This is a genomic window from Priestia abyssalis (genome assembly GCF_002019595.1).
Classification (GTDB): domain Bacteria; phylum Bacillota; class Bacilli; order Bacillales; family Bacillaceae_H; genus Bacillus_BA; species Bacillus_BA abyssalis.
This window is the reverse complement of record NZ_KV917369.1, coordinates 4061295-4086640: the sequence shown is the minus strand read 5'-3', so window position 1 is coordinate 4086640 and position 25346 is coordinate 4061295. Positions and strand designations below refer to the sequence as shown.

At 41.4% G+C, this 25346-nt stretch carries 23 protein-coding genes; 16 read left to right on the top strand and 7 right to left on the bottom strand.

All coding sequences use genetic code 11. From position 1 onward, the window contains the following. Positions 1–94: 94 nt before the first annotated feature. Positions 95–844 carry an oxygen-insensitive NADPH nitroreductase gene (gene nfsA, locus BK575_RS19435; protein WP_078412879.1) on the top strand — a complete coding sequence of 250 codons (750 nt, stop codon included), beginning with the start codon at positions 95–97 and terminating at the stop codon, positions 842–844. 85 nt (positions 845–929) lie between these two features. Here the strand turns inward: nfsA and BK575_RS19430 are convergent, their stop codons facing one another. After that, positions 930–1652, bottom strand: a complete 723-nt coding sequence (locus BK575_RS19430) for a DUF421 domain-containing protein (RefSeq protein ID WP_078412876.1) — start codon at positions 1650–1652, stop codon at positions 930–932. A gap of 143 nt (positions 1653–1795) precedes the next feature. Between BK575_RS19430 and BK575_RS19425 the strand changes: the two genes are divergently transcribed. The 4 genes from BK575_RS19425 to BK575_RS19410 all read left to right on the top strand — a co-directional run bounded on the left by BK575_RS19425 (position 1796) and on the right by BK575_RS19410 (position 5125). Continuing rightward, positions 1796–2434 (top strand): YhcN/YlaJ family sporulation lipoprotein, encoded by a 639-nt coding sequence (locus tag BK575_RS19425; protein ID WP_078412874.1) that lies wholly within the window; start codon positions 1796–1798, stop codon positions 2432–2434. A 352-nt stretch (positions 2435–2786) separates the two neighbouring features. After that, on the top strand, positions 2787–4061 hold the full coding sequence (locus tag BK575_RS19420) for an L-cysteine desulfidase family protein (RefSeq protein ID WP_078412872.1): 1275 nt from the start codon (positions 2787–2789) through the stop codon (positions 4059–4061). 231 nt (positions 4062–4292) lie between these two features. Further along, positions 4293–4478, top strand: a complete 186-nt coding sequence (locus BK575_RS19415) for a hypothetical protein (RefSeq protein ID WP_078412870.1) — start codon at positions 4293–4295, stop codon at positions 4476–4478. A gap of 137 nt (positions 4479–4615) precedes the next feature. Beyond that, positions 4616–5125, top strand: coding sequence for a YfiT family bacillithiol transferase (locus BK575_RS19410; protein ID WP_078412868.1), 510 nt, complete (start codon positions 4616–4618; stop codon positions 5123–5125). 58 nt (positions 5126–5183) lie between these two features. Here the strand turns inward: BK575_RS19410 and BK575_RS19405 are convergent, their stop codons facing one another. Further along, positions 5184–6119 carry a VanW family protein gene (locus BK575_RS19405; RefSeq protein ID WP_078412866.1) on the bottom strand — a complete coding sequence of 312 codons (936 nt, stop codon included), beginning with the start codon at positions 6117–6119 and terminating at the stop codon, positions 5184–5186. A 163-nt stretch (positions 6120–6282) separates the two neighbouring features. Here BK575_RS19405 and dacB point away from each other — a divergent pair, with 163 nt between their 5' ends. From dacB to BK575_RS19390, 3 genes are all read left to right on the top strand, one after another. Further along, positions 6283–7782, top strand: coding sequence for a D-alanyl-D-alanine carboxypeptidase/D-alanyl-D-alanine endopeptidase (gene dacB, locus BK575_RS19400; RefSeq protein WP_078412864.1), 1500 nt, complete (start codon positions 6283–6285; stop codon positions 7780–7782). Positions 7783–8038: 256 nt separating this feature from the next. After that, positions 8039–9508: an aldehyde dehydrogenase family protein gene (locus BK575_RS19395; protein ID WP_407984387.1), complete on the top strand. Its 1470-nt coding sequence runs from the start codon at positions 8039–8041 to the stop codon at positions 9506–9508. 117 nt (positions 9509–9625) lie between these two features. Continuing rightward, positions 9626–9994, top strand: a complete 369-nt coding sequence (locus tag BK575_RS19390; RefSeq protein WP_139368076.1) for a hypothetical protein — start codon at positions 9626–9628, stop codon at positions 9992–9994. A gap of 181 nt (positions 9995–10175) precedes the next feature. Here BK575_RS19390 and BK575_RS19385 read toward each other — a convergent pair whose 3' ends face one another. Next, positions 10176–11120, bottom strand: a complete 945-nt coding sequence (locus BK575_RS19385) for a DeoR/GlpR family DNA-binding transcription regulator (protein WP_235867420.1) — start codon at positions 11118–11120, stop codon at positions 10176–10178. A gap of 238 nt (positions 11121–11358) precedes the next feature. Here BK575_RS19385 and BK575_RS19380 point away from each other — a divergent pair, with 238 nt between their 5' ends. The 5 genes from BK575_RS19380 to BK575_RS19360 all read left to right on the top strand — a co-directional run bounded on the left by BK575_RS19380 (position 11359) and on the right by BK575_RS19360 (position 15674). Further along, positions 11359–12564 (top strand): metallophosphoesterase family protein, encoded by a 1206-nt coding sequence (locus BK575_RS19380; RefSeq protein WP_078412858.1) that lies wholly within the window; start codon positions 11359–11361, stop codon positions 12562–12564. Between the two features lie 18 nt (positions 12565–12582). Continuing rightward, positions 12583–12762 (top strand): twin-arginine translocase TatA/TatE family subunit, encoded by a 180-nt coding sequence (locus BK575_RS19375; protein WP_078412856.1) that lies wholly within the window; start codon positions 12583–12585, stop codon positions 12760–12762. Positions 12763–12827: 65 nt separating this feature from the next. Further along, entirely contained in the window at positions 12828–13574 is a 747-nt protein-coding gene (tatC, locus tag BK575_RS19370; protein ID WP_078412854.1) for a twin-arginine translocase subunit TatC, read from the top strand. 393 nt (positions 13575–13967) lie between these two features. Next, positions 13968–15365 (top strand): vWA domain-containing protein, encoded by a 1398-nt coding sequence (locus tag BK575_RS19365; protein WP_078412852.1) that lies wholly within the window; start codon positions 13968–13970, stop codon positions 15363–15365. Between the two features lie 78 nt (positions 15366–15443). Beyond that, positions 15444–15674, top strand: coding sequence for a hypothetical protein (locus BK575_RS19360; RefSeq protein WP_078412850.1), 231 nt, complete (start codon positions 15444–15446; stop codon positions 15672–15674). Positions 15675–15925: 251 nt separating this feature from the next. Here BK575_RS19360 and BK575_RS19355 read toward each other — a convergent pair whose 3' ends face one another. Further along, complete coding sequence (locus BK575_RS19355) at positions 15926–16828, bottom strand: LysR family transcriptional regulator (RefSeq protein ID WP_078412848.1); 903 nt, start codon at positions 16826–16828, stop codon at positions 15926–15928. A 168-nt stretch (positions 16829–16996) separates the two neighbouring features. Here BK575_RS19355 and gltB point away from each other — a divergent pair, with 168 nt between their 5' ends. Both gltB and gltD read left to right on the top strand, forming a co-directional pair. After that, a complete protein-coding gene (gene gltB, locus BK575_RS19350) occupies positions 16997–21574 on the top strand; it encodes a glutamate synthase large subunit (protein ID WP_078412846.1) in 4578 nt (1525 codons plus the stop codon). Positions 21575–21589: 15 nt separating this feature from the next. Beyond that, positions 21590–23068 carry a glutamate synthase small subunit gene (gene gltD, locus BK575_RS19345; protein ID WP_078412843.1) on the top strand — a complete coding sequence of 493 codons (1479 nt, stop codon included), beginning with the start codon at positions 21590–21592 and terminating at the stop codon, positions 23066–23068. A 177-nt stretch (positions 23069–23245) separates the two neighbouring features. Here the strand turns inward: gltD and BK575_RS19340 are convergent, their stop codons facing one another. Both BK575_RS19340 and BK575_RS19335 read right to left on the bottom strand, forming a co-directional pair. Next, positions 23246–23449 carry a hypothetical protein gene (locus BK575_RS19340; protein ID WP_078412841.1) on the bottom strand — a complete coding sequence of 68 codons (204 nt, stop codon included), beginning with the start codon at positions 23447–23449 and terminating at the stop codon, positions 23246–23248. Between the two features lie 135 nt (positions 23450–23584). Next, positions 23585–24217 (bottom strand): CBS domain-containing protein, encoded by a 633-nt coding sequence (locus tag BK575_RS19335; protein ID WP_078412839.1) that lies wholly within the window; start codon positions 24215–24217, stop codon positions 23585–23587. Between the two features lie 346 nt (positions 24218–24563). Between BK575_RS19335 and BK575_RS19330 the strand changes: the two genes are divergently transcribed. Continuing rightward, positions 24564–24809: a DUF2187 family protein gene (locus tag BK575_RS19330; RefSeq protein ID WP_078412836.1), complete on the top strand. Its 246-nt coding sequence runs from the start codon at positions 24564–24566 to the stop codon at positions 24807–24809. Between the two features lie 87 nt (positions 24810–24896). Here the strand turns inward: BK575_RS19330 and BK575_RS19325 are convergent, their stop codons facing one another. Beyond that, the gene (locus BK575_RS19325; protein ID WP_078412834.1) at positions 24897–25274 is read right to left on the bottom strand and encodes a helix-turn-helix domain-containing protein; all 378 of its coding nucleotides are present in this window, start codon (positions 25272–25274) and stop codon (positions 24897–24899) included. Positions 25275–25346 lie beyond the last annotated feature (72 nt).

Below are 25346 nucleotides of genomic sequence, written 5' to 3'. Positions count from 1 at the left end.
GCGATGAAGGACAAGCGTCAAAATCGATCAAACAAGCAATATACGTGAAAAGATCACCCGAACATGGTTACAATGAAAAGGGGAGGAATGATAAATGAATAACGTTATTGAAACATTGCTGCATCATCGTTCGATTCGAAAATATGAAGATAAGCCGCTCACACAGGAGGAAATACGCACGATTGTAGAATCGGCACAAGCTGCTTCTACTTCAAGCTATATTCAAGCCTATTCCATTATTGGTGTGAAGGATAAACAAAAGAAGAAAAAGCTCGCTGAACTCGCAGGAAATCAGCCTTATGTGGAAACGAACGGACATTTATTCATTTTTTGTGCCGATTTGTTTCGCCATGAAGTACTGGCGGAAATGGAAGGGAAAGATATTAAGGCTTCTATTGAAAGCACAGAAAAATTCATGGTTGCTGTCATTGATGCAGCGCTCGCCGCTCAAAATGCCGCCGTTGCAGCAGAATCAATGGGTCTTGGGATTTGCTATATTGGGGGCCTTCGGAACAATCTGGAAGAAGTATCAAAGCTATTGAATACCCCTGAACGGGTTGTACCGTTGTTTGGTATGACGGTCGGTCATCCTCTTCATGAATCGGGGAAAAAACCGAGGCTGCCATTTGAGCATGTGTATCATGAAGATGAATATAATCAAGACACACAGCGCCTCCATGAAGAACTTAAACAGTATAATCAAACGATTCAGGAATACTATCTAGAGCGAACTGGTGGAGAACGAAGTGATACGTGGACAGGGCAAATGGCGAACATGCTTTCAAATCCTACAAGAATGTATATGAAAGAGTTTGTTGAAAAACAAGGATTGAATAAAAAATAAATGAGAATAATAGGCCGTTTATGCTATCCGAAGAAAACAAGGATTTCGCATGCGGCCTATTGTGTTTCATTTCTATAGATGCGTTTTAATGAAAAAAAGGAGGGGTATGCTTGAGGGAATAATGCCGCTTGCATACATGGAGTTCTTTTCGTTTATTGATGGAAGCGAAAAACACATCGTTGAGGGAGAAAATGTGTTGTGTGTGGAGCTGCTGCATGACCCAGGATCGATCCAGTTGGAGAAACTCCAATACTTCCTCGTAAATGACACCTTCTACAACAAGGGGAAAAGCTGCTTCTACACCCTTTTTCGGGATTTGTAAATCTTCAATTTTTACATTTGTTTTCTCCGGCTTCTTCACAATCGAAAGCTTCCCGTTTCCTTCAATGATAGCAAGCTGGATGTCTTTTATGTCAAATATTTCTTTTTCACGAAGCAATCCCAACATATTATCAATGGAATATTGGATTTTCTTTAAATTATCCGGAAGAAACATCCCGTTTTCCATGACAATAGTCGGTTCAAACGTAACCATTTTTTCGATTTTTCGATGTTTGATTTTGCTCTTTGCAATTGTTTTTTGCAAAAAGGCAATTAAAATCATGGCCACAATGGTAGGTATGTGCTCAATCTTTGGATCAGCAATGTCCGCTCCTACAACGGCTCCCATTGTCAAAATGGCCAAAAAATCAAAAACAGGTAGTTCCCCGACAGAACGTTTCCCCATGTACAATGTTAAAAATAGAAGTAAGGGCAAAATCGTGACAATTCTGCCGGCAACAAGGAAAAGGTCTTTGATGAGCTCCATTTTTGAACATCCTCCTTCATTACCCCATTTTAGTATGAGTCAGGAAACTGTGAAGTATGTTTCCTTTTATTTATCAACATAAAATGCGTCAGCTATCGCAAAACTAAAACTGATTCGTTATTAAAATTTGAAGGAGGGGTATTATGGCTTTATTGCACAAATTAGTTTTAACAGCAGGTGCTCTTTCAATGATTGCACTAACTGGATGTAACAACGATAATGCAGCCGATGATCGAAATGGGATTAATAACAATACACGCGATGTCAGCTACGTGAATGACAACGATAATGTAGTGAATGATAATAATCGATACATTCGGGACAATAACGGCAGAAACGGAGTAGACGGTTCTTTACGGAATGTCCGAAATGTGAATGATAATGATATGGGATTAAACAATCCGCTCCGCAACGTTGGAAATGAAAATGATAGAAATGGCGAGGAGCCATTGATGAACGTAGCGGATGAGGCTGCGGATAGAGTGGCTGACTTACAAGGAGTACAAAGAGCGAGTGTGATTGTAACTGAGCGTAACGCTTATGTGGCAGCCCAGCTTGACGATAATGCTGAAGGAAAATTAACACGTCAGATGGAAAATAACATTGCGAATGCGGTCAGAAAAACGGATGCCGATATTCAAAATGTGTATGTTTCAACAAATCCTGACTTTATCGACCGAATGGATAACTATGTAAATGACATCGGTGAAGGAAGACCAGTTGGGGGATTATTCGACGAATTTACAGAAGTCGTACGTCGTGTCTTTCCGAATGCACGATAATAAATGAAGAGAATGATTCAAAGGTATAAAAAACATACCTTTGAATCATTCTCCTGAAAGGACCCGTCATGGAAATCCAGTAAAATCAAGGATTGAGTGACGGGTCCTTTCAGTGAAAAGTAATTTCTGTGATATGTTTAGGACCTATGGGACACCAACTTCATGAAATGGTCTTTTCTATTAATAGTTTGAACTATAATGAATGAACGAAAAAAGGTACCATATTCAAAATATGCTTGAAAAGTAAAAGGGGGAATAATATAATCACAGTGAATTTTGTTACAATCATGATAAAAAATGAGAAAAAGAATGGAACGTCCATGTTATAGACAATGCTTGGGAAGGAAGAAAAATGGATAACCAACAGATTTTAGACGTTATAAAAAAAGAGCTCGTCGTTGCATTGGGGTGTACTGAGCCTGTAGCAATTGCGCTTGCGGCGGCTACAGCAAAACAACAAGTATCGGGTCCTGTAACGAATATCCACGTAATTGCTAGCGGGAATATTATTAAAAATGCAAAAGCAGTCGGTATACCAGGGATGAAAGCGAGAGGAATCGATTTTGCAGCGGCGCTTGGTGCATTAGTTGGGAACCCCAAAAAGCAGCTTGAAGTACTCGAAGGAGTAACAGAAGAAGATGAACAACAAGCTTTGAAGCACGTGCAAAACGGCAAAGTGTCTGTTTCTATTGCTGACAATCCGAAAAAGCTTTACATTGAAGTCATCATCAAAACGGACAGAGAATCATCACGTGTCGTGATTGCTGACAATCATAACGATATTGTTCTCATTGAAAAAGACGGAAAATCTATTTTTCAAGGCGGTTGTGAAAACATTTATTTTCACTCCAATAAGCAAGCTCTTAAGGAGTTAACGATTGATCGTATATATGAATTTGTAACGACCATCGATATTAAAGAATTGGATATTGTGAAAAGAAGCATTCAACTCAATAAAACCATCGGATTGGAAGGGTTGGAACAGGAATATGGTTTGCAAGTAGGAAAAACAATTAAAGAAAACGTCAAAAAAGGTTTCCTGGCTGATGATCTCGCTACAAGGGCCATGTCTCTTGCAGCGGCAGGCTCAGATGCAAGAATGGCCGGTTCGCCGCTTCCGGTTATGGCTAATACTGGGAGCGGAAATCAAGGGATTGCGGTAACATTGCCAGTTGTAGCGGTAGGCGAAAAGCTCGGGGTGGACGAGAAGCTGTTAATACGTGCTGTTGCCCTTAGCCACCTTGTTACCATTCATATTAAATCGAAATTTGGCAGATTGTCCGCTCTTTGCGGTGTAACCGTTGCGGGAATGGGAGCTAGTGCTGCCATCACCTACTTGCTTGGAGGCGAACTCCATCAAATTAAAGCAGCCATTCAAAATACGATTGGAAACGTGTCGGGTATGGTTTGTGACGGGGCAAAGGCAGGATGTGCGATGAAGGTTTCGACTTGTTCGAATGTCGCCGTCCAATCCGCGTTACTTGCAGTAAGCAATCATGAAATCTCATCAACAGACGGATTCATCCATGATGATGTAGAGAAAACGATTGATAGCTTCTGCCGTTTGGGTAATGAAGGAACAAAGCAAACAGATGAATTGCTGCTTCAATTGATGTTGGAGAAATAAAAAGCGGAACGAGCCAAATTACAGCTAAGAACGGTCACGTCCTGTGACCAACGCTGTAATCTTCGCTATCCATGGCTCTCCTTCATAGGGCATTGCAGTTCCTGACAAAGAAGTGTTTTTTGATTCTTTTCGAATAGAGGGGGATACTTCCGTAAGATTAAAAAATTCATGTATAAACGCATCAACGGTCCCCTTTTTCGGAAAAGCTATAGCTTATAAAGGAGGGGCATCATGAAGAAAACAGAAACGCCGCAAACAGAGGATATGACACAGGTGCTTGAAATCATCAATGCAAAAGGCGATATGGGCGAGCTTCAGGAAATCGCCCATTATGGTGAAAAAATGACATGTAATGATGAACTGTTTTATAAAGAGCTTCGTACCATTGTAGAGGATGGGGCTAGAGATGATGACTAGTCTAACCGAGGTATTTGAGCATGCCGGGAACCATTCCTGTATGCTTTTTTTATTGGAAAAAGCAAATCAGTAGACGTTATAGGCAGAGAATATGTAAAATGATGGTAGATTAGAGAGGAAACGGGGGAGAAAATAAGATGGATAAACGATATCCAATCGGCTCATTTCAAATGCCGAAAGAAAAAAATAACAGACAATTTCAAAGTTTTATCGCAGACATTAACGAGCTTCCGGAAAAGCTGCGTGAGGCTGTACAAGGGTTGACAGAAGAACAGATAGACAGCTCTTATCGCGAGGGAGGATGGACGATTCGGCAGGTCGTGCATCATTTAGCGGATGCACATATGAATGCCTTCATTCGCACAAAGCTTGCATTGACAGAAGACACGCCGACAATTAATCCATTTGAAGAAAATGAGTGGGCAGTAACAGAGGAAGCGAAGGAAGCACCTGTTGAATTATCGCTTTCTTTATTGGATGGTTTGCAGAAACGCTGGGCTTTTTTGCTTGAACGGTTGGAGGAGCAAGACGTCAATAAAACGGTTTACCATCCCGGATTGGAAAAAGAACTGGATGTCTATACATTGGCAGCACTGTATGCATGGCATGGTAAGCACCACACAGCACATATTGTGAACGCTGAATAAGAGAATGACCCAAAAGGCCCGTATTTTGCCCTTTTGGGTCATTCTTTTTGTTAAAGTATTATTGTTCACTATCATTATTTCCATCAGAATCAATCATGATTTCTTGCGGCAGTCGATGTGATGCGCTTCGAACTTTCCGGGGAACATAATCAATGGAATCCGAGGAATAAACCGTAACGATTACACTGCCTGGATACGATTTAGCCCGAATCAGAATGGGCTGATTATACTCGTTTTTGAACCGAAAATCAGGACCATACCAGCTTACCGTTGCATCGCGTCCTGAAGGAACGTAAGGAACACGTCTGCTGTGGGAGTAACGCTGAACGATTTTTATGCCGGCATTGTCGATAGCATTAAACAGGGTAGACGAAACTTGACAAATGCCACCTCCAACTCCCTCTGATAATTCTCCCCTGACAATAATAGGAGCACGCATATATCCCTTGTCTTCTGTTCGCTTGCCGACCACTTCATTAAATGAAAAAGTCTCTCCGGGAAAAACCACGTGGTTATTGATAGCTTCTGCAGCAAGTGAAATATTATGGGAGCGTTTTTTATTATAGGCATTAAAATAAGTTACATATTGACCAATCCGTTTAGTTCGAATGTGCGCCAGCAGTTCCCCGTCGACTTTCGGATAAATGTCAATCGTCGGAACTTCCAATCTGGATGGCCCCTTACTGAAAAAGTAGGTATAAAACCTCTCTTGAAATCCCTGTTTATAAAGTTTATATCCCACTTTTCCGGCAATGATTTGTCCATGGCCATTGATGGTTGCATCGACAGGTTTTTTGTATACTTGTCGGTCGAGCGTTTTAATGAATTGATTGTATTTATTTTCATCTACCATTGGCACCCCGACTAAAGGAATGGTATAGTCATCGCGATTGATGACAGCGATTGTTTCTCCTTGATTGGTCAATGATAAAGTGTCAGACAGATTTATTTGTTGAGTGAATAGTAAAATTCCAGTAATCCATATGAGCTTCATGACAACACATACCTCCAAGACTTAGTATGGATAGAAAGATCTTATTTCATGTGGCTAGTACAGAGAAAAGCGTCTGCAAAGGACGTTCTAAAATGGGGAGAGTGTTGTCTGGTAAAACGGGATAAACTATGTAAATCCACATAATTTTTTAAGGATGGACCATATGAGTAGAAATCAAACAAAAATAAAGCGACGGGTAATGATACTGTTATTGGGTATTTTACCCATCATGCCGGTTCAGGTGAAAGATTCAGTGTCTGCACAAGCATCGAGTGATTATGCCGATTTGAAGAATCACATCAATGAAGTGTTAGCGGATGAACGTCTGAGAGGTGCGATAAGTGCTGTAAGTGTGCGCGATGCAGACAGCGGGAACGTGGTGTTCGAACAGTTTGGACAGGTACGATTGAAAATTGCTTCTAACATGAAGCTTTTGACAGGAGCCGCTGCCCTCGAGGTGCTTGGTCCCGATTATACATTTAAAACCGAGCTGCTCACAGACGGTAAAGTAAAAGGAAATACGCTTCGAGGAAATCTTTATTTAAAAGGAAAAGGCGATTCGACACTCTCCCCTGAAGATTTCGACGAGTTAGCCAAAGGGTTGAAGAAATTAGGGATAAAGAAGGTAGCCGGAAATCTTGCAGCAGACGACACCTGGTATGACGATGTAAGGCTGTCGGAAGATGTTGTCTGGAACGATGAGTCCTATTATTACGGCGCTCCGATATCCGCTTTGACGGTTTCTCCAAACAAGGATTATGATGCAGGAAGTGTCATAATAGAAGTACATCCTACGAAACCGGGAGAACATGCAAAAGTTACATTGACGCCAGAAACGGATGTGGTAAACATCGTTAATGACGCAACAACCGTTCAAAAAGATGGGGCCCGTGACATCACCGTTACGCGTAAGCATGGAACGAATACAATTCTTGTCCAAGGAACTATTCCGGATGGGGCTAAAAGGACATGTGAATGGATTGCGGTAAGAGAACCATCGATCTATGCGCTTGATCTATTCAGAGGTGCTTTAAAAAGAGAAGGGATTCGTATAAAAGAAAAGGATGATACATACAAAGCCGCTCCAGAAAACGCGTCTGTTCTTCTTACCAAGGAATCACCGCCGCTCTCTCACATTTTTGTTCCGTATATGAAATTAAGCAACAATGTTATTGCTGAAATGCTTGTGAAAGAAATGGGAAGAGTTGTTCATGGAGAAGGAAGCTGGGAAAAAGGGCTGGAGGTCGTTCAAAGTTATTTGCAAACAATTGGAGTGAACACTGATGCACTGTACCTTCGGGATGGCTCAGGAATTTCTCATGTTAGCAACGTACCAGCAAGCGAACTTTCTAAATTGCTTGCAGAAGTCCGAAAAGAAGATTGGTATCCCGTACTTTTACAATCCCTTCCTGTTGCCGGAGCAAGTGAACGTCTCATCGGCGGCACACTCCGCAAGCGCATGAAAGAGACGGCTGCGGCAGGAAACGTAAAAGCTAAAACAGGCACCATCACAGGAGCTACGTCGCTTGCAGGCTATGTGACCACAAAGGGGGGACAAGAGCTCGCATTTGCCGTTGTCTTAAATAATTTTGGGAGCGAGACTGTAAAAGACATTGAAGATCGGATAGCCGTTATTTTAGCGGAGTATAATGTACATAAATAAATGAAGCATGGACATTCTTTGTCCATGCTTCATTTATTTAAAGGCCATGACGGATTTCTTTGGAACGAAAAAGAGAGAGAACTGAAGATAGCGTCTAAATATAACAAAGTAATTGAGAGTTTAATGAAATTGTAATAAAATTTTAACAAAAAATAGTTTTCAAAATTATGAAAATAATGGTAGAATTGTTTTTGGAAGCGGTTCCAAATACAAGTTGATTAGGAGTGGGGATATGCAAAACGTAAGTACAAAAGGAATGGAATTAAGTCCTAGATTAGTAGAGTTTTTAAACGGCGTGAAAAAACTGTACATAAATGGAGAATGGGTAGACTCTATTTCCGGTAAGACGTTTGAAACAGTTAACCCTGCAACTGGTGAAAAGTTAGCGGACGTAGCGGAAGCTGGTCCGGAAGATATTGATTTGGCCGTAAAAGCAGCACGAGAAGCGTTTGATCATGGACCATGGTCAAGAATGGGAACGGCAAAGAAAAGCCGCCTTATTTATAAATTAGCAGATTTGATGGAAGAACATAAACTTGAATTAGCACAGCTTGAAACTTTAGATAACGGAAAACCGATTCGTGAAACATCCAATGCCGATGTTCCGCTGGCAATTGAGCATTTCCGCTATTTTGCCGGTTGGTCCACTAAAATTGTTGGACAAACCATTCCGGTTCAAGGAAACTATTTTAACTATACTCGCCATGAAGCAATCGGTGTCGTGGCGCAAATTATCCCATGGAACTTCCCGCTATTAATGGCAGCGTGGAAATTGGGCGCGGCTCTTGCGACAGGTTGTACAATCGTCTTGAAGCCGGCTGAACAAACGCCGCTTTCCGCTTTATATTTAGCGCAATTGATGGAGGAAGCAGGATTCCCAAAAGGTGTTATCAATGTTGTGCCGGGTTACGGAAAAACGGCTGGTGCGCCGCTTGTTGATCATCCGCTAGTCGATAAAGTAGCTTTTACTGGGTCGACGGCTGTTGGTAAGTATATTATGAGACAGGCGAGCGAATCGTTAAAACGCGTGACGCTTGAACTTGGAGGTAAATCACCGAATATCATTTTACCGGATGCAGACCTATCGAAAGCCGTACCGGGTGCATTAATGGGAATCATGTTCAACCAAGGGCAAGTATGCTGCGCAGGAAGCCGTTTATATGTTCAAAAGAGCATGTACGATAATGTGGTAGCAGATTTAGTCTCTTTGACAAAAACAATCAATCAAGGAAACGGTTTATTAGAAAATACGACAATGGGGCCATTAATTTCAGCTGAACAGCAAAAACGCGTGAAAAGCTATATCGATAAGGGTGTGGAAGAAGGCGCTGAAGTGTTGGCCGGAGGTACGATTCCGTATGACCAAGGATACTTCGTTGCTCCAACGGTATTTGCCGATGTAAATCACTCTATGACGATCGCGAAAGAAGAGATTTTCGGTCCGGTTGTAGCGGCCATGCCGTTTGATGATTTAGATGATCTTGTTAAAAAAGCTAATGATTCTGATTACGGTTTAGCAGCGGGTGTTTGGACGCAGGATATCAAAAAGGCCCATTACCTTGCACACAAAATCAAAGCGGGTACGGTCTGGGTGAACTGCTATAACGCATTTGACGCGGCAAGTCCGTTCGGTGGTTACAAGCAATCTGGTATCGGCCGTGAAATGGGAAGCTATGCTTTGGAAAACTATACAGAAGTGAAGAGTGTTTGGGTGAGCATGGACTAAGTTCTTTCTTTAAAAGTGTGTGTTCAAAAAGAAGAGACGTGTATAATGAAACGTATAGCAGCGTTTCAAGCACGTCTTTTTCTTTTGAGAATTAAAAACAATGAAAGGGGCCGAGGGATGACTATAACAAAGCCAAACCAGATTGTTTTACCTTTTACACCGGAACATTTAAAGATTTTGCTGCATGAAGTATGTGACGACCAAAATGAATTCACGCATCAGCAGCTTGTATACTGGTGTGAGAAATATGCCCTTTATAGTCAGGAATATATGTTGGATGAAAAAAAATGGCAGCAAGGTCTTCTCGATGAATCAGAAAAGGAAGAGGCAAAAGCTTTTGGCATTGCAGAAGACATAACAAGGCAGTGGTATGCTTATATGATGAAGCAATGCTCTTCTAAGGAATTCAATGTCGAGAGCGTTTCGTATTTGGAAATGCCCAAAGGGTTATTCGTTAAATGGTTGAACGATTTATACATAAGTTGATAGAAAAGGATGTTAGTCTTCATTCCTTATTTCGGTACGGGTTTGCAATAAAAATATGATAGAAATGAAGAAAATGTCTTAAACAAAAAACGAGCTCCTTATGATAAGGAGTTCGTTTTTTGTTTAAAGATAAGATTGTTAAATGGATATTTTCTTCAGTTAACAAATCTGGAAGTGATAGTCAATCTTCTTTTTGTTCATCCATGTTTATCCAATCCACTTTGCTGAATAGTGGATCTTTAGACCATTCGATTGGCATGTCAGCATTTGTAATCAAGCAATCAATTGAAGAAAATGAACCTATTTGGAAAAGCGCCTTTTGATTAATTTTAGAAGCATCAGCTACCACAAATACTTGTTTTGATCTCTTCATCATAATAGAAGATGCACTTGCTTCATCAACATCGAAATCATAAATTCCTTCTTGTCTAATACTGCCGCATGAAATAAAGACCTTATCAAAATAAAAATCTTCTAGCAGTTTATTGGTTAAAGTCCCGCTGATGGAACGCTGAAGAGGATTTGAATTCCCCCCAATCACAACTACTTGACCATCAAACAGGTGATTTTCTAACCTATCATTTAATATTTCTGCTGCTGCTAACGAATTAGTGACAATGGTGACATTTTTAACTTTTTTTAAAGATCTCGCAATATGAAGGGTTGTTGTACCTACATCAAGTGCAATGAAGTCTCCATCCATAATAAAGGTTGAGGCTGCCTCCCCTATTAATTGCTTTTGGTCGTGATGAATCCCGATTTTTTTATTGAAGTGCGGCTCTTTCATCAGCTGAAAGTAATGAATAGCTCCCCCATGGATTCTTCGTAATTTTTTGTTTTTCTCAAGCACTGTTAAATCTTTTCGAATCGTTTCAGGCGTTACCCTTAATTTTGAGGCTAATTCAATTACTCCAATTTTATTTTTGATTTCAAGTTCTTTGATTATCACTTTATACCTTTCTGAAGCTGAAGTCTTCTCCATCTCTTTATCCCCTGTAAATTCTTCATTTTTGTTTCGGTCTATTAATTCTAATAATAAAAAATAAGTATAAATAAGAATTAACAAAAATATTATTTTTTTGTAAATTAAGCAAAAGCTGATGACAACAATTTTTTTTAAACCCATATTTCATATCATTTTATCAACAAAAGACTCTAGCTGCTTACTTTGTTTAAGAAGAAATTAGTGGGGATTTAATTCTTAATTTTGTTTTCTTTACTTTTCTTTTATCTAAGATTAATAATCTATCAACATTTCTATCTTATGATGAAGTAGGAAATTGTAGAGAAAGTGCCAGCAACACACAGGTTTACAGCGTTGAAGTATTACCAGAAAAAGCTAGAAGAAAATGGGAGGTTTTTTTATGAGTAATCAAGATTCGCACAAAGGATTGGACAGACGGAGCTTTATCAAAATAGGAGGAATGAGTACACTTGCATTAACACTTGGATCTACCGGGATTCCAGTAGATTTATTCAGCAGTACAGCTCATGCCGAAAAAAACGACGATGTAAAGCTTCAATTTAATCCAGATGGAAAATTCAAAATTGTACAGTTTAACGATACACAAGATGATGAGCGTATTGACCGCCGGACTGTGGAGCTTATGGAGAAAGTGCTTGATGCAGAGAAGCCTGACTTTGTTGTGCTGAACGGGGACAATATTTCCGGTGGCTGTGATACACCTATGGAGATGAGACAAGCTATTAACAATGTTGCCCAGCCGATGGAACAGAGGGGGATAAAGTGGGCTGTTACTTTTGGAAATCATGATGAAGATTCCACGCCAAACAGCGGTCTTGACGAAGAAGATATGCTTCGAATCTATATGTCTTATAAATACAATGAAAACAGGCCTGGAGTAAAAGGTATTACAGGAACAGGTAATATGAATTTGCTTATTAAGGATTCCAAGGGCAAAAAAGCGGCGTTCAACCTCTGGCTGCTTGACAGCGGAAGGTATGCGCCGCAAACCATTGCCGGCCAAGATTTCAAAGGATATCCGACGTGGGATTGGCTTCGTTTTAATCAGGTAAGCTGGTATTATGAGACCTCCAAGAAGTTGGAGAAACAATGGGGATATAAAGTTCCTTCACTCGTGTTCATTCACATCCCTCTTTGGGAGCATAGATTTATGTGGTACGCAAGCGTAGATCAGAGAACAGATGCCAACCATGCCATTGCTGTGAAAAAGCACAATATTGTAGGAGAAAGAAATGAAGAAGAGTGTATGGGGCCGGTTAACAGTGGTTTGTTTTCGGCGATGCTGGAGAGAGGCGATGTCAAGGGAGTCTTTTGTGGCCATGACCACATAAATACCTATATGGGTAATTATTATGGGATATTACTTGGCTATGCCGGCAATACTGGATTCGGCACCTATGGTCTTCCGGGAGCTGAAAGGAATAGGCTGCGGGGCGCCAGAGTATTCAATCTAGATGAAAATCAAGATGGCGTTCTTACAGAAACCCACATGGTTTTCGCTAAGGATTATGGTATCGACTTGACAGCGAACGACCAGAGTATGGATCCTTTACCAATAGAAGAAAACAAGAAGAAGGAAAGATAATCAAAAGGAGGGAGCACTATGCTTCAAAATATCGGCATACCTGGGTTAATCCTGATTTTAGTCATAGCCCTCATCATATTTGGTCCATCTAAGCTGCCTGAAATTGGACGTGCTTTTGGCAGTACACTAAGAGAATTTAAAAACTCCGCTAAGGATTTAATGTCAGACGAGAAAGAAGAAAAGACGCAATCCAAGTAATGTTGAAGAAGATGTAAGCAATAAGCTTGCATCTTCCTCTTGCTTTTTAGTAAAGGAGGAGTTGTATGACTAATCAAGAAATGCTTTTGGTAGAACACCTTGGGGAACTCAGGAAACGGTTAATCTATACGTTGATCACCTTTATCTTGTTTTTACTTGGATCATTTATTTTTGTGCAGGAAATTTACGCATGGCTTATTCGGGATCTCGACCATCATTTAGCTGTATTGGGACCAAGTGAAATTCTCTGGGTGTATTTTATGATTTCAGGCGTAATCGCGATTGCTCTTACTATTCCCGTTGCGGCCTATCAAACGTGGCTATTTGTAAAACCGGCGCTTTCTGAAAAGGAACGAAAAACGACCCTATCTTACATTCCTGGGTTGTTTATTCTTTTTATTGCCGGGTTATCATTCGGTTATTTCGTCGTGTACCCGACCGTTCTTAGTTTTTTACTGTCCTTGTCTGAAGGACAATTTGAAACGATGTTTACGTCTGAAAAATATTTTAAATTCATGATTAACTTGACGTTGCCGTTTGGATTTTTATTCGAAATTCCGCTGGTCGTCATGTTTCTCACTTCTCTTGGCGTTATTAATCCTATGATTCTTTCAAAAGCGCGAAAGGTATCTTACTTTTTGCTTATCGTTGTGTCTATTTTAATTACACCGCCTGATTTGATATCTGATATATTAGTTATCGTACCGCTTTTGATTTTATACGAATTTAGCGTTACATTGTCCAAAGTTGTATACCGAAAAAAACTAAAAAAGCAATCCGATAATGTGATTAAAATGAAGAAAACGTCTTAAACAAAAACGAGCTCCTTATGAAAAGGAGTTCGTTTTTGTCTAAAAATAAGAAAGTTTAAAATTAAGAGATGTCCAGGCTAAAAAAAATCGGGCAGCAGCGCTACTATCTAATGTGAAGTGGATGAGATCACGGAAGTAACGAAGCTATTAAAAGTCTCAAATAGTTTACATTGAAAGGACGGTTCATTGACTCCATTGATTTTACTGGATCTTTATGACAGATTCTTTCATCCTTTGAGTCGTGTTTCTTCTACTATAATGTAAGCGTAAACAAACTGACTTGGTGAAGGGATGAAAAGGAAATCATTTCTTCGTCCTAATACTTTGAACTCATTGTAAATATGGTAAATAGAGGATAAGATGATTTAGGTAGAAAAGAAAGGACGTGGGAGAATGAAACAGAAATTTGGGCTTCTGATAATCTTAGCCGCCGTAACCGGTCTGCTTTATAGATGCAGTTCAGAACAAACAGCAGACACGAATAATAGTAGAAAGAAAGAAGAAAGTGTGGAGGATGAGAACAAAGAAGCAGCTGTTCCAAATGCCCCGCGAACGATAGAGGAAACGGTGAAACAGCAGCCAGGGAAGCTGGTCGACAAGCTCCTCGCTGATTACGAAGGGGAAAAAAACAGCGACTATGATTCGTATATGGAAGAAACGTTTCAACCGGAAATGGAAAAAACGGTGGCAGCATACATAAAAGATCATCCAAATGCATCTGCTGAAGACATCTATGATTATTTAGTATCGATGCTTGGAAGCGGAGCATATAAGAAAACAAGCGAAAATATGACAGGCTTTAAAGTGCAGTTTGAGGAGCCGCAGTTTCCAGAAGGAGAAGATAAGATAACGTCAGAAGGAAAGCAAGTGCAGAAAAAACAAAATGCCGTCATTTTGGTGGATGCGAGCGGAAGTATGAAGGGGCAGGTTACAGGCGGAGAAAAAATGGCGCTTGCGAAGGAAGCGGTTGCTGAATTTGCGGGTGAACTTTCAGAAGACGCAAATGTCGCATTAGCAGTTTACGGCCATGTTGGCAGCAACAAGGAAAGCGACAAGGAAAAATCATGCGGCAAGATTGAAACGGTATATGACTTGTCGCCCTTTAATGAAGGGGCATTCCAGCAAGCCCTTCTTCAGTTCGAGGCAACTGGATGGACACCATTGGGGGCGGGCATCGAACATGCGCGAACGTTACTTGAGCCGTTTCAAAATGAGAAGTATGCGAATACCGTCTACATAGTCAGTGACGGTATCGAAACATGTGGAGGAGATCCGGCAGCGGCAGCAAAAACGTTGGCGGAATCGAACATCAAGGCTAAAGTCAACATTATTGGATTTGATGTCGATGATGAAGGGCAAACGCAGCTAAAACAAGTGGCGGAAGCAGGCGGCGGCGAATATGCGACGGTCCGTTCAAAAGAAGAGCTGAAAGAAACCATTTTAAAGAAATGGCGTCCATCGATGGGAACGTTAGCCTGGATTCATACCGAAAAAGTCAATCCGTGGGACCACTTAACCGAAATGAAATGTTTTGATGAAGATTATGATCTATTTAATCAAGTAAGTTATCGGGAACGTGACCGGTTAAGTGCTGCTATTTCGTATTTGCGCAATGAAGAATTGATTGATCAGGAAAAGGCAGAGGAAGCCTCAAAAATAAAAGACGAAATGTATGAGTTGAGACGCCAGTATTCGAGTGATTTGCGAGAGACGAAATTCGCGGAAATGCAAGCGGAAATCGACCGAATCAGCCAAAAGGTTGATGAATGGAAAGCGCAACGGGAGCAGTAAGAGCGAAAGAATGAACATCTTTAAAAAAGTATAAGAATCATTCGTTTGGCAAAAAGTACGTAAGAAGGAGGGTTATGTATGCCAAACAATGATCGTGATTTTCGTGAAGTATCTCCCCATTTTGATGGAACAAAAGAGGGCGCTATTAATGATTTGACCTCAAGTGGAGGAGAGATGATGGGGGTCCGAGTAGACTCAGATCCATTAAGCCCGCACCAAGTTAAAAATCCATTTCATCTCACGCCGAAAGCCGATTCCGACATGAAGGAATTTCAAACGATCATGGAAGGGGAAAAGCCCTCTATATAGATCGATGTAGAACATTCGGCATGACCAAAGAACGGTCATGCCGAATGTTCTAGACCTATGCGGCTGCCACCCCCCCTTACGGAGTTGGCGCCATCCGCATAGGTAAATCCTTGAGGGCCAATCAAGCTGCCTGAATAATCGATTGTGACTGCCTCTCGTGGGAGGAGGATGTGTCGAATTATTAAGTGAAATATATAAATAAAAAGGTTGTCTCGAAAAAGGAACGAATCTCTTTTCGAGACAACCTTTCTTTATTGATATTGTTCAAGTACCGAGAAAAATTCTTTGACGTATCGATAAAACACTTTTTCTGATGGAGCCAGATCCCGTTTTTGGGGTATGATGATGCCAACTGTGCGATTGACTTGCGGTATTTCAATGGGAATTTTCACCGTGAAGCGAGGGGTTCTTTCGTAAAAGGTGCTTTCCGGCAAAAGCGTGACGCCCATTCCAGCTGAAACAAGACCTTTAATGGCATCCAAATCTTCACCTTCTGACGAAATGTTTGGTGTGAACCCCGCTTGTTTGCAGGCGTCGATTACAATTTTGTGAAGAATGAATCCTTCAGGAAACAAGACGAACGCGTCATTTCTTAAATCGTTGAGGCGGATGCTTTTTCGGTCCGCAAGCGGATGACTAGCCGGGATTAAAGCCGAAATGTTTTCAGTGAACAAAATATGCCCTTCGATGTCATCATCATTCGTGGGAACAGGTCCAAGAAAGGCCAAATCAATATCCCGGCTTTTGACGGCATCAATTAAAAACTTGTAAGAGCCTTGGCGCAACTGAAATGCCACATTCGGGTATTTATCTTTAAACCCGGAAATGACCGTTGGCAGTAGATGGCTGGCAAGACTTGTCGGAAAGCCGATTTTAATCGTTCCTCGCTCCGGATTCAAATATTCGTCGATTTGCTGTTTTGCATAGTCAATCGCTTTCAAAGCGGTTTCGGTATGAGTTAAAAAAAGTTTGCCGATTGGCGTTAGTTTGACGTTCCGCCCTTCCCGTTCAAATAAATCCACTCCAAGTTCTGCTTCTAGATTGGCAATTTGCCGGCTTATGGCTGACTGGGCTACGTGAAGATGGGCTGCTGCATCAGACACGTGTTCCCGTCTAGCCACTTCTATAAAATAGCGCAATTGACGTAATTCCATTCAGCTCCTCCATTCGCTTATCTCAATTTGAGATGGTTTTTATCTAAATTATATATTGTTTATATTAATTTTTAAATATAGAATAAGTTCATGTGATCTACATCGGATTGAAAATACAGAAAATTAATCTAATTGAAAATAAATAGAAATCGAAACGGGGGAGAAATGATGAAATATAACCAATTACCAAAAGCGCAAGGTCTCTACCGTCCTGAGTTTGAACACGATGCATGTGGAATCGGACTGTATGCACATTTAAATGGCCATGCATCTCATGATATCGTCAAAAAAGGACTTCATATGTTGGATCAACTAGAACATCGCGGCGGACAAGGGAGCGATCCTGAAACAAGCGACGGTGTTGGAATCATGGTTCAAATCCCTCATGGTTTTTTCAAAAAAGTATGCAGTGAGATGAACTTGCCAGAGCAAGGACGCTACGGTGTTGGGATGATTTTCTTTTCACAAAATGCCGAAGAACGCGAGCAATATGAGCGTGAAATAAATCGCCTTATTGAACAAGAGGGTCAAACGCTTCTTGGCTGGAGAACTGTTCCGGTAGACGGCGAGCATATCGGACCTACAGGTAAGAAAACGCAACCGTTTGTCCGCCAAGTATTTATTGGTGCAAGCGATGACCTTACAGAACAATTAGTATTTGAACGCAAATTATATATCATTCGTAAACAAGCTGAAAAATTCGGAGCTGCCAACGGAACAGGCTTTTACTTTGCAAGCTTATCAAGCAGCACGATTGTATATAAAGGATTAATGACTCCATCGAAAGTATCCAGCTTTTATATTGACTTGCAAGACGAGGATTTTGAATCAGGCTTTTCGCTTGTCCATTCTCGTTTCAGTACAAACACATTCCCAAGCTGGGAGCGCGCGCATCCAAACCGTTATTTAATCCATAATGGCGAGATTAACACGATTCGCGGCAATATCAACTGGATGAAAGCACGTGAACAACAGTTTGTTTCAGAGGTATTTGGTGATGACCTTGAAAAAGTGTTACCTCTTCTTGATACAGATGGCAGTGACTCTTCCATCCTGGACAATGCGTTTGAGTTTTTCACATTAGCAGGACGTACACCGGCACATACAGCCATGATGCTGATTCCTGAGCCATGGGCAAAAGATGAAAACATGGATGATACGAAAAAAGCATTTTATGAATATCATAGCACATTAATGGAGCCGTGGGATGGTCCAACGGCGGTCGTTTTCACGGACGGCAAACAAATTGGAGCCATTTTAGACCGCAATGGTCTTCGTCCAGCCCGTTATTATGTGACAAAAGATGACTACCTCATTTTATCATCTGAAGTAGGCGTTGTGGACGTTGATCCGGAAAATGTATTATACAAAGATCGTTTAAGTCCGGGTAAAATGCTGTTGCTCAACCTTGAAGAAGGCCGCATCATCTCAGACCGTGAGATTAAAGAGCAAATGGCTGAAGCGAAGCCTTACCGCGAGTGGCTAAATGACCAGCTTCTAACGGTTAATGAACTGCCGGAAGCAGAAGTTAGCGAGAAAATCAGTGATCTAGTAAAGCTTCAAAAAGCATTTGGCTATACGTATGAAGAAGTATCCAAAAACATTATCCCGATGGTAACAGAAGGAAAAGATCCGCTTGGTTCAATGGGTCTTGATACACCATTAGCTGTATTATCAGACCGAGCTCATCTTTTATATAACTATTTTAAACAATCATTCGCTCAAGTAACGAATCCTCCGATTGATGCGATTCGTGAAGAAGTAGTAACATCGACCATGTCATTTCTCGGTGCGGAAGGAAACATCCTTCACCCGACTGAAACAGCATGCCGACGCATTCAATTAAAAACGCCTTTCATCTCAAATGAAGAGCTTGCACGTATTAAAGCGAATAACTATCCGGAGTTCAAGAGCCGTACATTACCGATTTTGTTTACTGAAAATTTAGAACAGTCTGTGGGAAGTCTTTTGAAGTCAGTAGATGAAGCTATCGCAGAGGGTGTGTCACTTTTTGTTCTATCTGATAGAGGAGTGGATCGTGAGCATATCGCAATTCCATCATTGCTGGCAGGCAGCGCAGTACATCAACATTTACTTCGCCAAGGAACACGTACAAAAGTGAGTCTGATCATTGAATCCGGTGAAGCAAGAGAAGTTCATCACTTTGCTGTCTTACTTGGATATGGTGTCGATGCGATTAACCCTTATTTAGCGTACGCGACAGTGGAACATGCGGTTGCAGAAGGTGTCATTGCTGATTCATACGAAGAAGCTGTGGCTAAGTTCAATCAAACGGCAGCAGAAGGTGTCGTAAAAGTTATGTCGAAAATCGGGATTTCAACCGTTCAAAGTTACCGCGGCGCACAAATCTTTGAAGCGGTCGGTATCGGTAATGATGTCATCGAACGTTATTTCGAAGGCACGGCTTCCCAGCTTGGCGGCATCGGTTTGGATGTCATTGAACAGGAAGCGAAATTGCGTCACGAAGCAGCCTTTAACGGCAACTATGAAGATAACACATTAGAAGCTGGAAGTGAGCTTCAATGGAGACGCAATGGTGAACACCATGCATTTAACCCGCATACGATTCATACATTGCAGCGCGCTTGCCGTGAAGGGAATTATGAGCTATTCAAAAAGTATTCCAAAATGGCAGACGAAGAGCAGTTAACATTTATTCGTAATGCCTTTACTTTTAATGAAAGCAGAACACCAATTTCAATTGACGAAGTCGAGTCGGTAGAATCGATCGTTCGCCGCTTTAAAACTGGCGCGATGTCATTCGGTTCATTAAGTAAAGAAGCGCATGAAACATTGGCAATTGCGATGAACCGTTTAGGCGGAAGAAGCAACAGCGGGGAAGGCGGAGAGGATGCAAGCCGTTTCGTACCTGATGCAAATGGAGATCTTCGCCGAAGTGCGATTAAACAAGTAGCGTCCGGCCGTTTCGGAGTAAACATCAACTACCTCGTAAATGCTGATGAACTGCAAATCAAAATGGCGCAGGGAGCAAAACCTGGTGAAGGTGGCCAGCTTCCAGGAAATAAAGTATATCCATGGGTTGCGGAAGTTCGCGGTTCAACACCTGGTGTTGGCTTAATTTCACCGCCGCCGCATCATGATATCTACTCGATTGAAGACTTGGCACAATTGATTCATGACTTAAAAAATGCAAATCCGAAAGCTCGCATCAGCGTAAAGCTTGTATCGAAAGCGGGCGTTGGTACGATTGCAGCCGGTGTGGCAAAAGGTGCGGCTGATGTTATTGTCATCAGCGGTTACGACGGCGGTACAGGTGCATCGCCAAAAACGAGTATTAAGCACACTGGATTACCATGGGAGCTTGGTTTAGCTGAAGCACATCAAACATTAATGCTAAACGAATTACGTGACCGTGTTGTATTAGAGACAGATGGGAAGTTAATGACAGGCCGCGATGTGGTAATGGCTGCATTGCTTGGTGCAGAAGAGTTTGGTTTTGCAACGGCTCCGCTTGTTGTTATGGGTTGTATCATGATGCGTGCTTGCCACTTGGATACTTGCCCGGTTGGTGTCGCAACACAAAATCCAGAGTTACGCGCTAAATTCTTAGGTACGGCTGACCATGTCGTCAACTTTATGACATATATCGCACAAGAAGTACGCGAACTGATGGCACAATTAGGCTTTAGAACAGTGGAGGAAATGGTTGGAAGAACAGATATGTTAACGGTAAGTGAGCGCACAAAAGCACACTGGAAAGCAAAACATTTAGATTTATCTAAATTGTTATACCAAGCAGAAGGTGCTCGTACATTCAGCCGTCCGCAAAATCATAAGCTTGATCAATCACTTGATGTGACGGAAATCCTTCCGCAAGTCACTCCGGCATTAGAAAGTAAACAGCGAGTTGATCTTGACTTCAACGTGAAAAACATTCACCGTGTTGTCGGAACGATGGTCGGCAGTGAAGTGGCACAAAGATACGGTGCAAAAGGGTTGCCTGAAGATACAATCAATCTTCGTTTCACGGGTTCAGCGGGTCAAAGCTTTGGTGCTTTTATTCCGAAAGGTATGACGATGCACCTTGAGGGAGATGCGAATGATTATCTTGGTAAAGGCTTATCAGGCGGTAAAATTATCGTCCGTGCTCCTCAAAATATTTCGTTTGCACCCGAAGATAATGTTATTACGGGTAACGTAGCATTTATCGGAGCAACAGCCGGTGAAGCTTATATTCAGGGCAGTGCGGGTGAACGTTTCTGTGTACGTAACAGTGGTGTCCATGCGGTTGTAGAAGGAATCGGCGACCATGGATGTGAATACATGACGGGCGGACGTGTCGTTGTGTTGGGGAATGTCGGTAAAAACTTCGCGGCTGGAATGTCAGGTGGAATCGCGTATGTTCTGGCTGATGATCAAGATGCATTCCAAGCATTATGCAACCAAGAAATGGTGGAGTTTGAAACGCTTACTGATATAGTTGAGGTCAGAGAAGTAATGGAAATGATCATCAAACATGAGAAATACACAGGCAGTTCAAAAGCTGCGTATGTACTTGCTAACTGGCATGATTTAATGGCCAAATTCGTGAAAGTTATTCCAAAAGACTATAAACGAATGATGAATCGCATCCAAGAGCAAAAAGAAGCTGGATTAACGGACGACCAAGCGATTATGAGTGCGTTTGAAGCGAACGTTAAGCAGGAGAAACAACAAAAACAAACCTTTGCTGCATCAAAAAAACAAGAGGCAGTCGCACAATAAAAGGAGGAGGAGACTATGGGAAAAGCAACAGGATTTATGGAATATACACGTGAAGAGGCAATTGAACGGGACCCTCTTGAGCGTTTAAACGATTGGAAAGAACACTCGGCTCCTTTCTCCGATGAAGCATTGCAAAGACAAGGTGCCCGATGTATGGATTGTGGAACACCGTTTTGCCATATGGGTACTGAAATAAATGGTTTAACATCAGGATGTCCGATTGAAAACTTGATTCCTGAGTGGAATGACTTAGTTTATCGCGGAAGATGGAAAGAAGCGTTAGAACGTCTTTTGAAAACCAATAACTTCCCAGAATTCACAGGGCGCGTTTGTCCGGCGCCTTGTGAAGGATCCTGTACCGTATCAATTTATGATCCGGCTGTTGCGATTAAAAGCATCGAGCACACGATCATTGAAAAAGGCTTCCAAGAAGGCTGGATTACACCGCGTATTCCAAAAGTACGCACAGGAAAAAAAGTGGCGATTGTTGGTTCAGGTCCTGCAGGTCTTGCCGCAGCTGACCAATTAAATCAAGCCGGCCACAGTGTAACGGTTTTTGAGCGTGCTGATCGCATCGGCGGATTGATGATGTACGGAATTCCGAATGTGAAGCTGGAAAAAGAAGTGATTGAGCGTCGTATACGTCTGCTTGAAGAAGAAGGCGTCACATTCATCACAAATACAGAAATTGGTAAGGATATTTACGCTTCTGAGCTGCAAGCTGATTTTGATTCTGTCGTTCTTTGCACGGGTGCGCAAAAGCAGCGTGATCTTGTAATGGAAGGCCGCGAATTAGAAGGTATTCACTTTGCGATGGATTATTTGACAAAAGCAACAAAAAGCTTACTTGATTCCAATTTTCAAGACGGCCAGTTTATCAATGCAGCAGGAAAAGATGTCATCGTAATTGGCGGCGGTGATACAGGGGCTGACTGTATCGCAACGGCGCTTCGCCAAAACTGCAACAGCGTTGTGCAGTTCGGTAAGCATCCTGTTTTGCCGAATGATCGTTCACTAGACAATCCATGGCCACAGTACCCGCTTACGTTTGCGCTTGATTACGCCCACGAAGAAGCAAAAACAAAATTTGGTTCTGATGTACGTGAATATTTAATCCAAACGAAAAAAATCGTAGGCGATGAGAACGGACATGTAAAAGAGCTTCATACGATTGGCATGGAAAAAGTCGTAGAAAACGGCAAGTATGTGTTTAAAGAAGTTCCAGGAACAGAAAAAGTATGGCCGGCACAGCTTGTGTTGATTGCCATCGGTTTTGAAGGAACAGATCAGCCGCTTCTTCAGCAATTCGGTGTAGAAGCAGAAAACCGCAGAGTAAAAGCGGCATACGGCGAATACAAAACAAATGTTGATGGCGTATTTGCTGCAGGGGATGCAAGAAGGGGACAAAGTTTGATCGTTTGGGCAATCAATGAAGGTCGTGAAGTTGCCCGTGAAGTCGATCGCTATTTGATGGGGAGCTCGAATTTACCATAATGTTATATCGATCTTTGTAAGTTATACAAGGTAGAAGAACAGGGAGAAAACCACGGAGATGTTAGAGAATCGAATGGGGTTTATATAGTAAGAAAAAAGCCAAAAATCCATAAATGGATTTTTGGCTTTTTTCTGCTGTTCATACAAATATATAGTTGCTTCCTATGAAGAAAAACCCTATCGGTCTATGTTTTTAGATTTCTTTTTCTCTGCTCGCTGCAAGACTGTAAAGGCCAAATAACCAAAACAAAATCCATCGGTAAGTGATGTAACGAGGCTGAACCATATATTCCATTCTAGCTTTAATGCTACGGCGAATGAGAGTGAACCGCCAGCCGCTCCTGTCAGCACAGAAGCCTTCATTGTTTTTGTCCGATTCATTGTTCCATCCTTCTTTTTTGACATGAGGCTTTACGTACTATGGATTCCCCTGTCTGAACATACGATTATGAATATGATAAGTTTCATCAAGAGTGAATAGAACAAAAGAAAAGCGATTCTTGATTGAATCGCTTTTTATACTTTCGCTTGAATAATCTCGCGGTCAAGGACGCGATAGCCTTTTTTCTCCAGCAGGTAAGTAAGCGTCGTTACATCTTGAGGAGGAGTCGTTAACGGGATGGTAACGCCGATACGGCGGAACAAGCGTGTGCCGTTATCTAACGTAATGAGCCCTTCAATATTATAGTGCTTTAAAATATCGGTAATATGGTAAAGAGAACTCTTCGTGTGGGAGGCAGCAATCGTAAAGTGAATCCCGCCGGTTTTGACGCCTAAAGCATCTTCAAGCACTTCCATCACTGCATTATGGGTAAGAATCCCTTTTAAGCGCCGCTCTTCATCGACAACGGCTAAAAACGGAAGCCTTTTAATAGTAAAAAGCGCTTTGACGAACGAAGAGTTCTCTGTAATAACCGCATCGGTATCCATGGTGATCTCTTGAACGGACGCACCAGGAGAACCGTTTTGTTCATATATGTATTCCTTCGCATCAATTTTATAAACCAATCCTAAAAACACGTCGTCTTTAAGGACAGGTACACAGCGATAGCCCGTTTCCCGCAAAAAATCGATGGCCTCTTGAATCGTCATATCATCACGACAGTATTTCACTTTTGCTTTAGGGACATATAATGATCGTACTCTCATCGTCACACTCTCCTTCTATTGAAAATATATGACGGGAGAAGGGAAAGATGTTTGCTGTTTGAAAGAATTTGTTCAGGCTGTTTTAAGGAAAACAGATTATAAATAGATTATTTTTTGTTTTTATATTACAAAAATCCGGTTTAATTTAAGTGAAAATGGGGAAGTTATCGAACAAGAGGAAGGAAGCTGGTTTTCAAAGGTTCATTAGTCACAACTGCTTACTTTGCTGTGAATAGAAGGGCAGATGTAAAAAGAAGTTGCTGTAAAGACCAGTAACCATTAACTACTTATGGAACCCTCTCAGTACATAGAAGGTTTTTAAACGCACTATACAAGGAGGAAGCCAATGAAACAACCAAAGGAATCATTACATAATCATTTAGCAGTAAAAATCGGAGATAGGATCAAATGGGAGAGAGAGGTATTTAAACAGCGGCAAAAAGAAATCGTTGCATTAACAGGGGAAGTAATCAAAATTAATGAGAATTCAGTTATTGTCAAACTGTTAGATCCAGCTCTTACGAAATTATTAAGAATTGAGAGTGATCTTACGAATGTGCGTCATAATCGATATAATATTTTACCGTCATAAAACAGCCTGGTTATTGAACCAGGCTGTTTTATCGTGAGTGAGATAAGAAATTCATGAAATATACGCTTCTAATAGACGATTTTTCCGTCAGGGATGTTGGCGAGATTTCCCCTCTATCTCCCGCTTCGCCCTGATAAAGGCGACAAATTGCTGTGTTTCTTCTTGGGAGAGCGGAGTTCCATCGACAGCCAATGTAAATGTAGATGATTCCGTTAATTCGAGTTGTTTGGTGGACTCTCTTTTATCCCTCTGGGAGGGGAAGGTTGAATGGTCGACTCTGCCGAGCAAGTAATCAATGGATGTTTCAAATAAATCAGCCATTAGTTTGATTGCTTCCAATGAAGGCCGACGGTAACCTGATTCGTATCCTGCATAGGTGCTCTTTGCGATTCCAAGCTGATCAGCTGCATCTTGCAGGGACCAATCTTTACTCTTTCTTAATGTAGTTAATCTACTTAAAATCATCTTTCTACGCTCCTTTATCTAAATTTATTATATCATCTTCCTTTCATGAAATGTACGCGAAATGAATAATAT

Bases quoted from the DNA above. Each gene is read 5' to 3' on its own strand.
- BK575_RS19385 (WP_235867420.1), bottom strand. From the start codon at position 11,120: ATGGGTTTAAAAAAAATTGTTGTCATCAGCTTTTGCTTAATTTACAAA.
- BK575_RS19425 (WP_078412874.1), top strand. From the start codon at position 1,796: ATGGCTTTATTGCACAAATTAGTTTTAACAGCAGGTGCTCTTTCAATG.
- BK575_RS19405 (WP_078412866.1), bottom strand. From the start codon at position 6,119: ATGAAGCTCATATGGATTACTGGAATTTTACTATTCACTCAACAAATA.
- BK575_RS19365 (WP_078412852.1), top strand. From the start codon at position 13,968: ATGAAACAGAAATTTGGGCTTCTGATAATCTTAGCCGCCGTAACCGGT.
- BK575_RS19430 (WP_078412876.1), bottom strand. From the start codon at position 1,652: ATGGAGCTCATCAAAGACCTTTTCCTTGTTGCCGGCAGAATTGTCACG.
- BK575_RS19420 (WP_078412872.1), top strand. From the start codon at position 2,787: ATGGATAACCAACAGATTTTAGACGTTATAAAAAAAGAGCTCGTCGTT.
- BK575_RS19340 (WP_078412841.1), bottom strand. From the start codon at position 23,449: ATGAATCGGACAAAAACAATGAAGGCTTCTGTGCTGACAGGAGCGGCT.
- BK575_RS19360 (WP_078412850.1), top strand. From the start codon at position 15,444: ATGCCAAACAATGATCGTGATTTTCGTGAAGTATCTCCCCATTTTGAT.
- BK575_RS19390 (WP_139368076.1), top strand. From the start codon at position 9,626: ATGACTATAACAAAGCCAAACCAGATTGTTTTACCTTTTACACCGGAA.
- BK575_RS19380 (WP_078412858.1), top strand. From the start codon at position 11,359: ATGAGTAATCAAGATTCGCACAAAGGATTGGACAGACGGAGCTTTATC.
- gltD (WP_078412843.1), top strand. From the start codon at position 21,590: ATGGGAAAAGCAACAGGATTTATGGAATATACACGTGAAGAGGCAATT.
- tatC (WP_078412854.1), top strand. From the start codon at position 12,828: ATGACTAATCAAGAAATGCTTTTGGTAGAACACCTTGGGGAACTCAGG.
- BK575_RS19335 (WP_078412839.1), bottom strand. From the start codon at position 24,217: ATGAGAGTACGATCATTATATGTCCCTAAAGCAAAAGTGAAATACTGT.
- gltB (WP_078412846.1), top strand. From the start codon at position 16,997: ATGAAATATAACCAATTACCAAAAGCGCAAGGTCTCTACCGTCCTGAG.
- BK575_RS19415 (WP_078412870.1), top strand. From the start codon at position 4,293: ATGAAGAAAACAGAAACGCCGCAAACAGAGGATATGACACAGGTGCTT.
- nfsA (WP_078412879.1), top strand. From the start codon at position 95: ATGAATAACGTTATTGAAACATTGCTGCATCATCGTTCGATTCGAAAA.
- BK575_RS19410 (WP_078412868.1), top strand. From the start codon at position 4,616: ATGGATAAACGATATCCAATCGGCTCATTTCAAATGCCGAAAGAAAAA.
- BK575_RS19330 (WP_078412836.1), top strand. From the start codon at position 24,564: ATGAAACAACCAAAGGAATCATTACATAATCATTTAGCAGTAAAAATC.
- dacB (WP_078412864.1), top strand. From the start codon at position 6,283: ATGAGTAGAAATCAAACAAAAATAAAGCGACGGGTAATGATACTGTTA.
- BK575_RS19355 (WP_078412848.1), bottom strand. From the start codon at position 16,828: ATGGAATTACGTCAATTGCGCTATTTTATAGAAGTGGCTAGACGGGAA.
- BK575_RS19325 (WP_078412834.1), bottom strand. From the start codon at position 25,274: ATGATTTTAAGTAGATTAACTACATTAAGAAAGAGTAAAGATTGGTCC.
- BK575_RS19375 (WP_078412856.1), top strand. From the start codon at position 12,583: ATGCTTCAAAATATCGGCATACCTGGGTTAATCCTGATTTTAGTCATA.
- BK575_RS19395 (WP_407984387.1), top strand. From the start codon at position 8,039: ATGGAATTAAGTCCTAGATTAGTAGAGTTTTTAAACGGCGTGAAAAAA.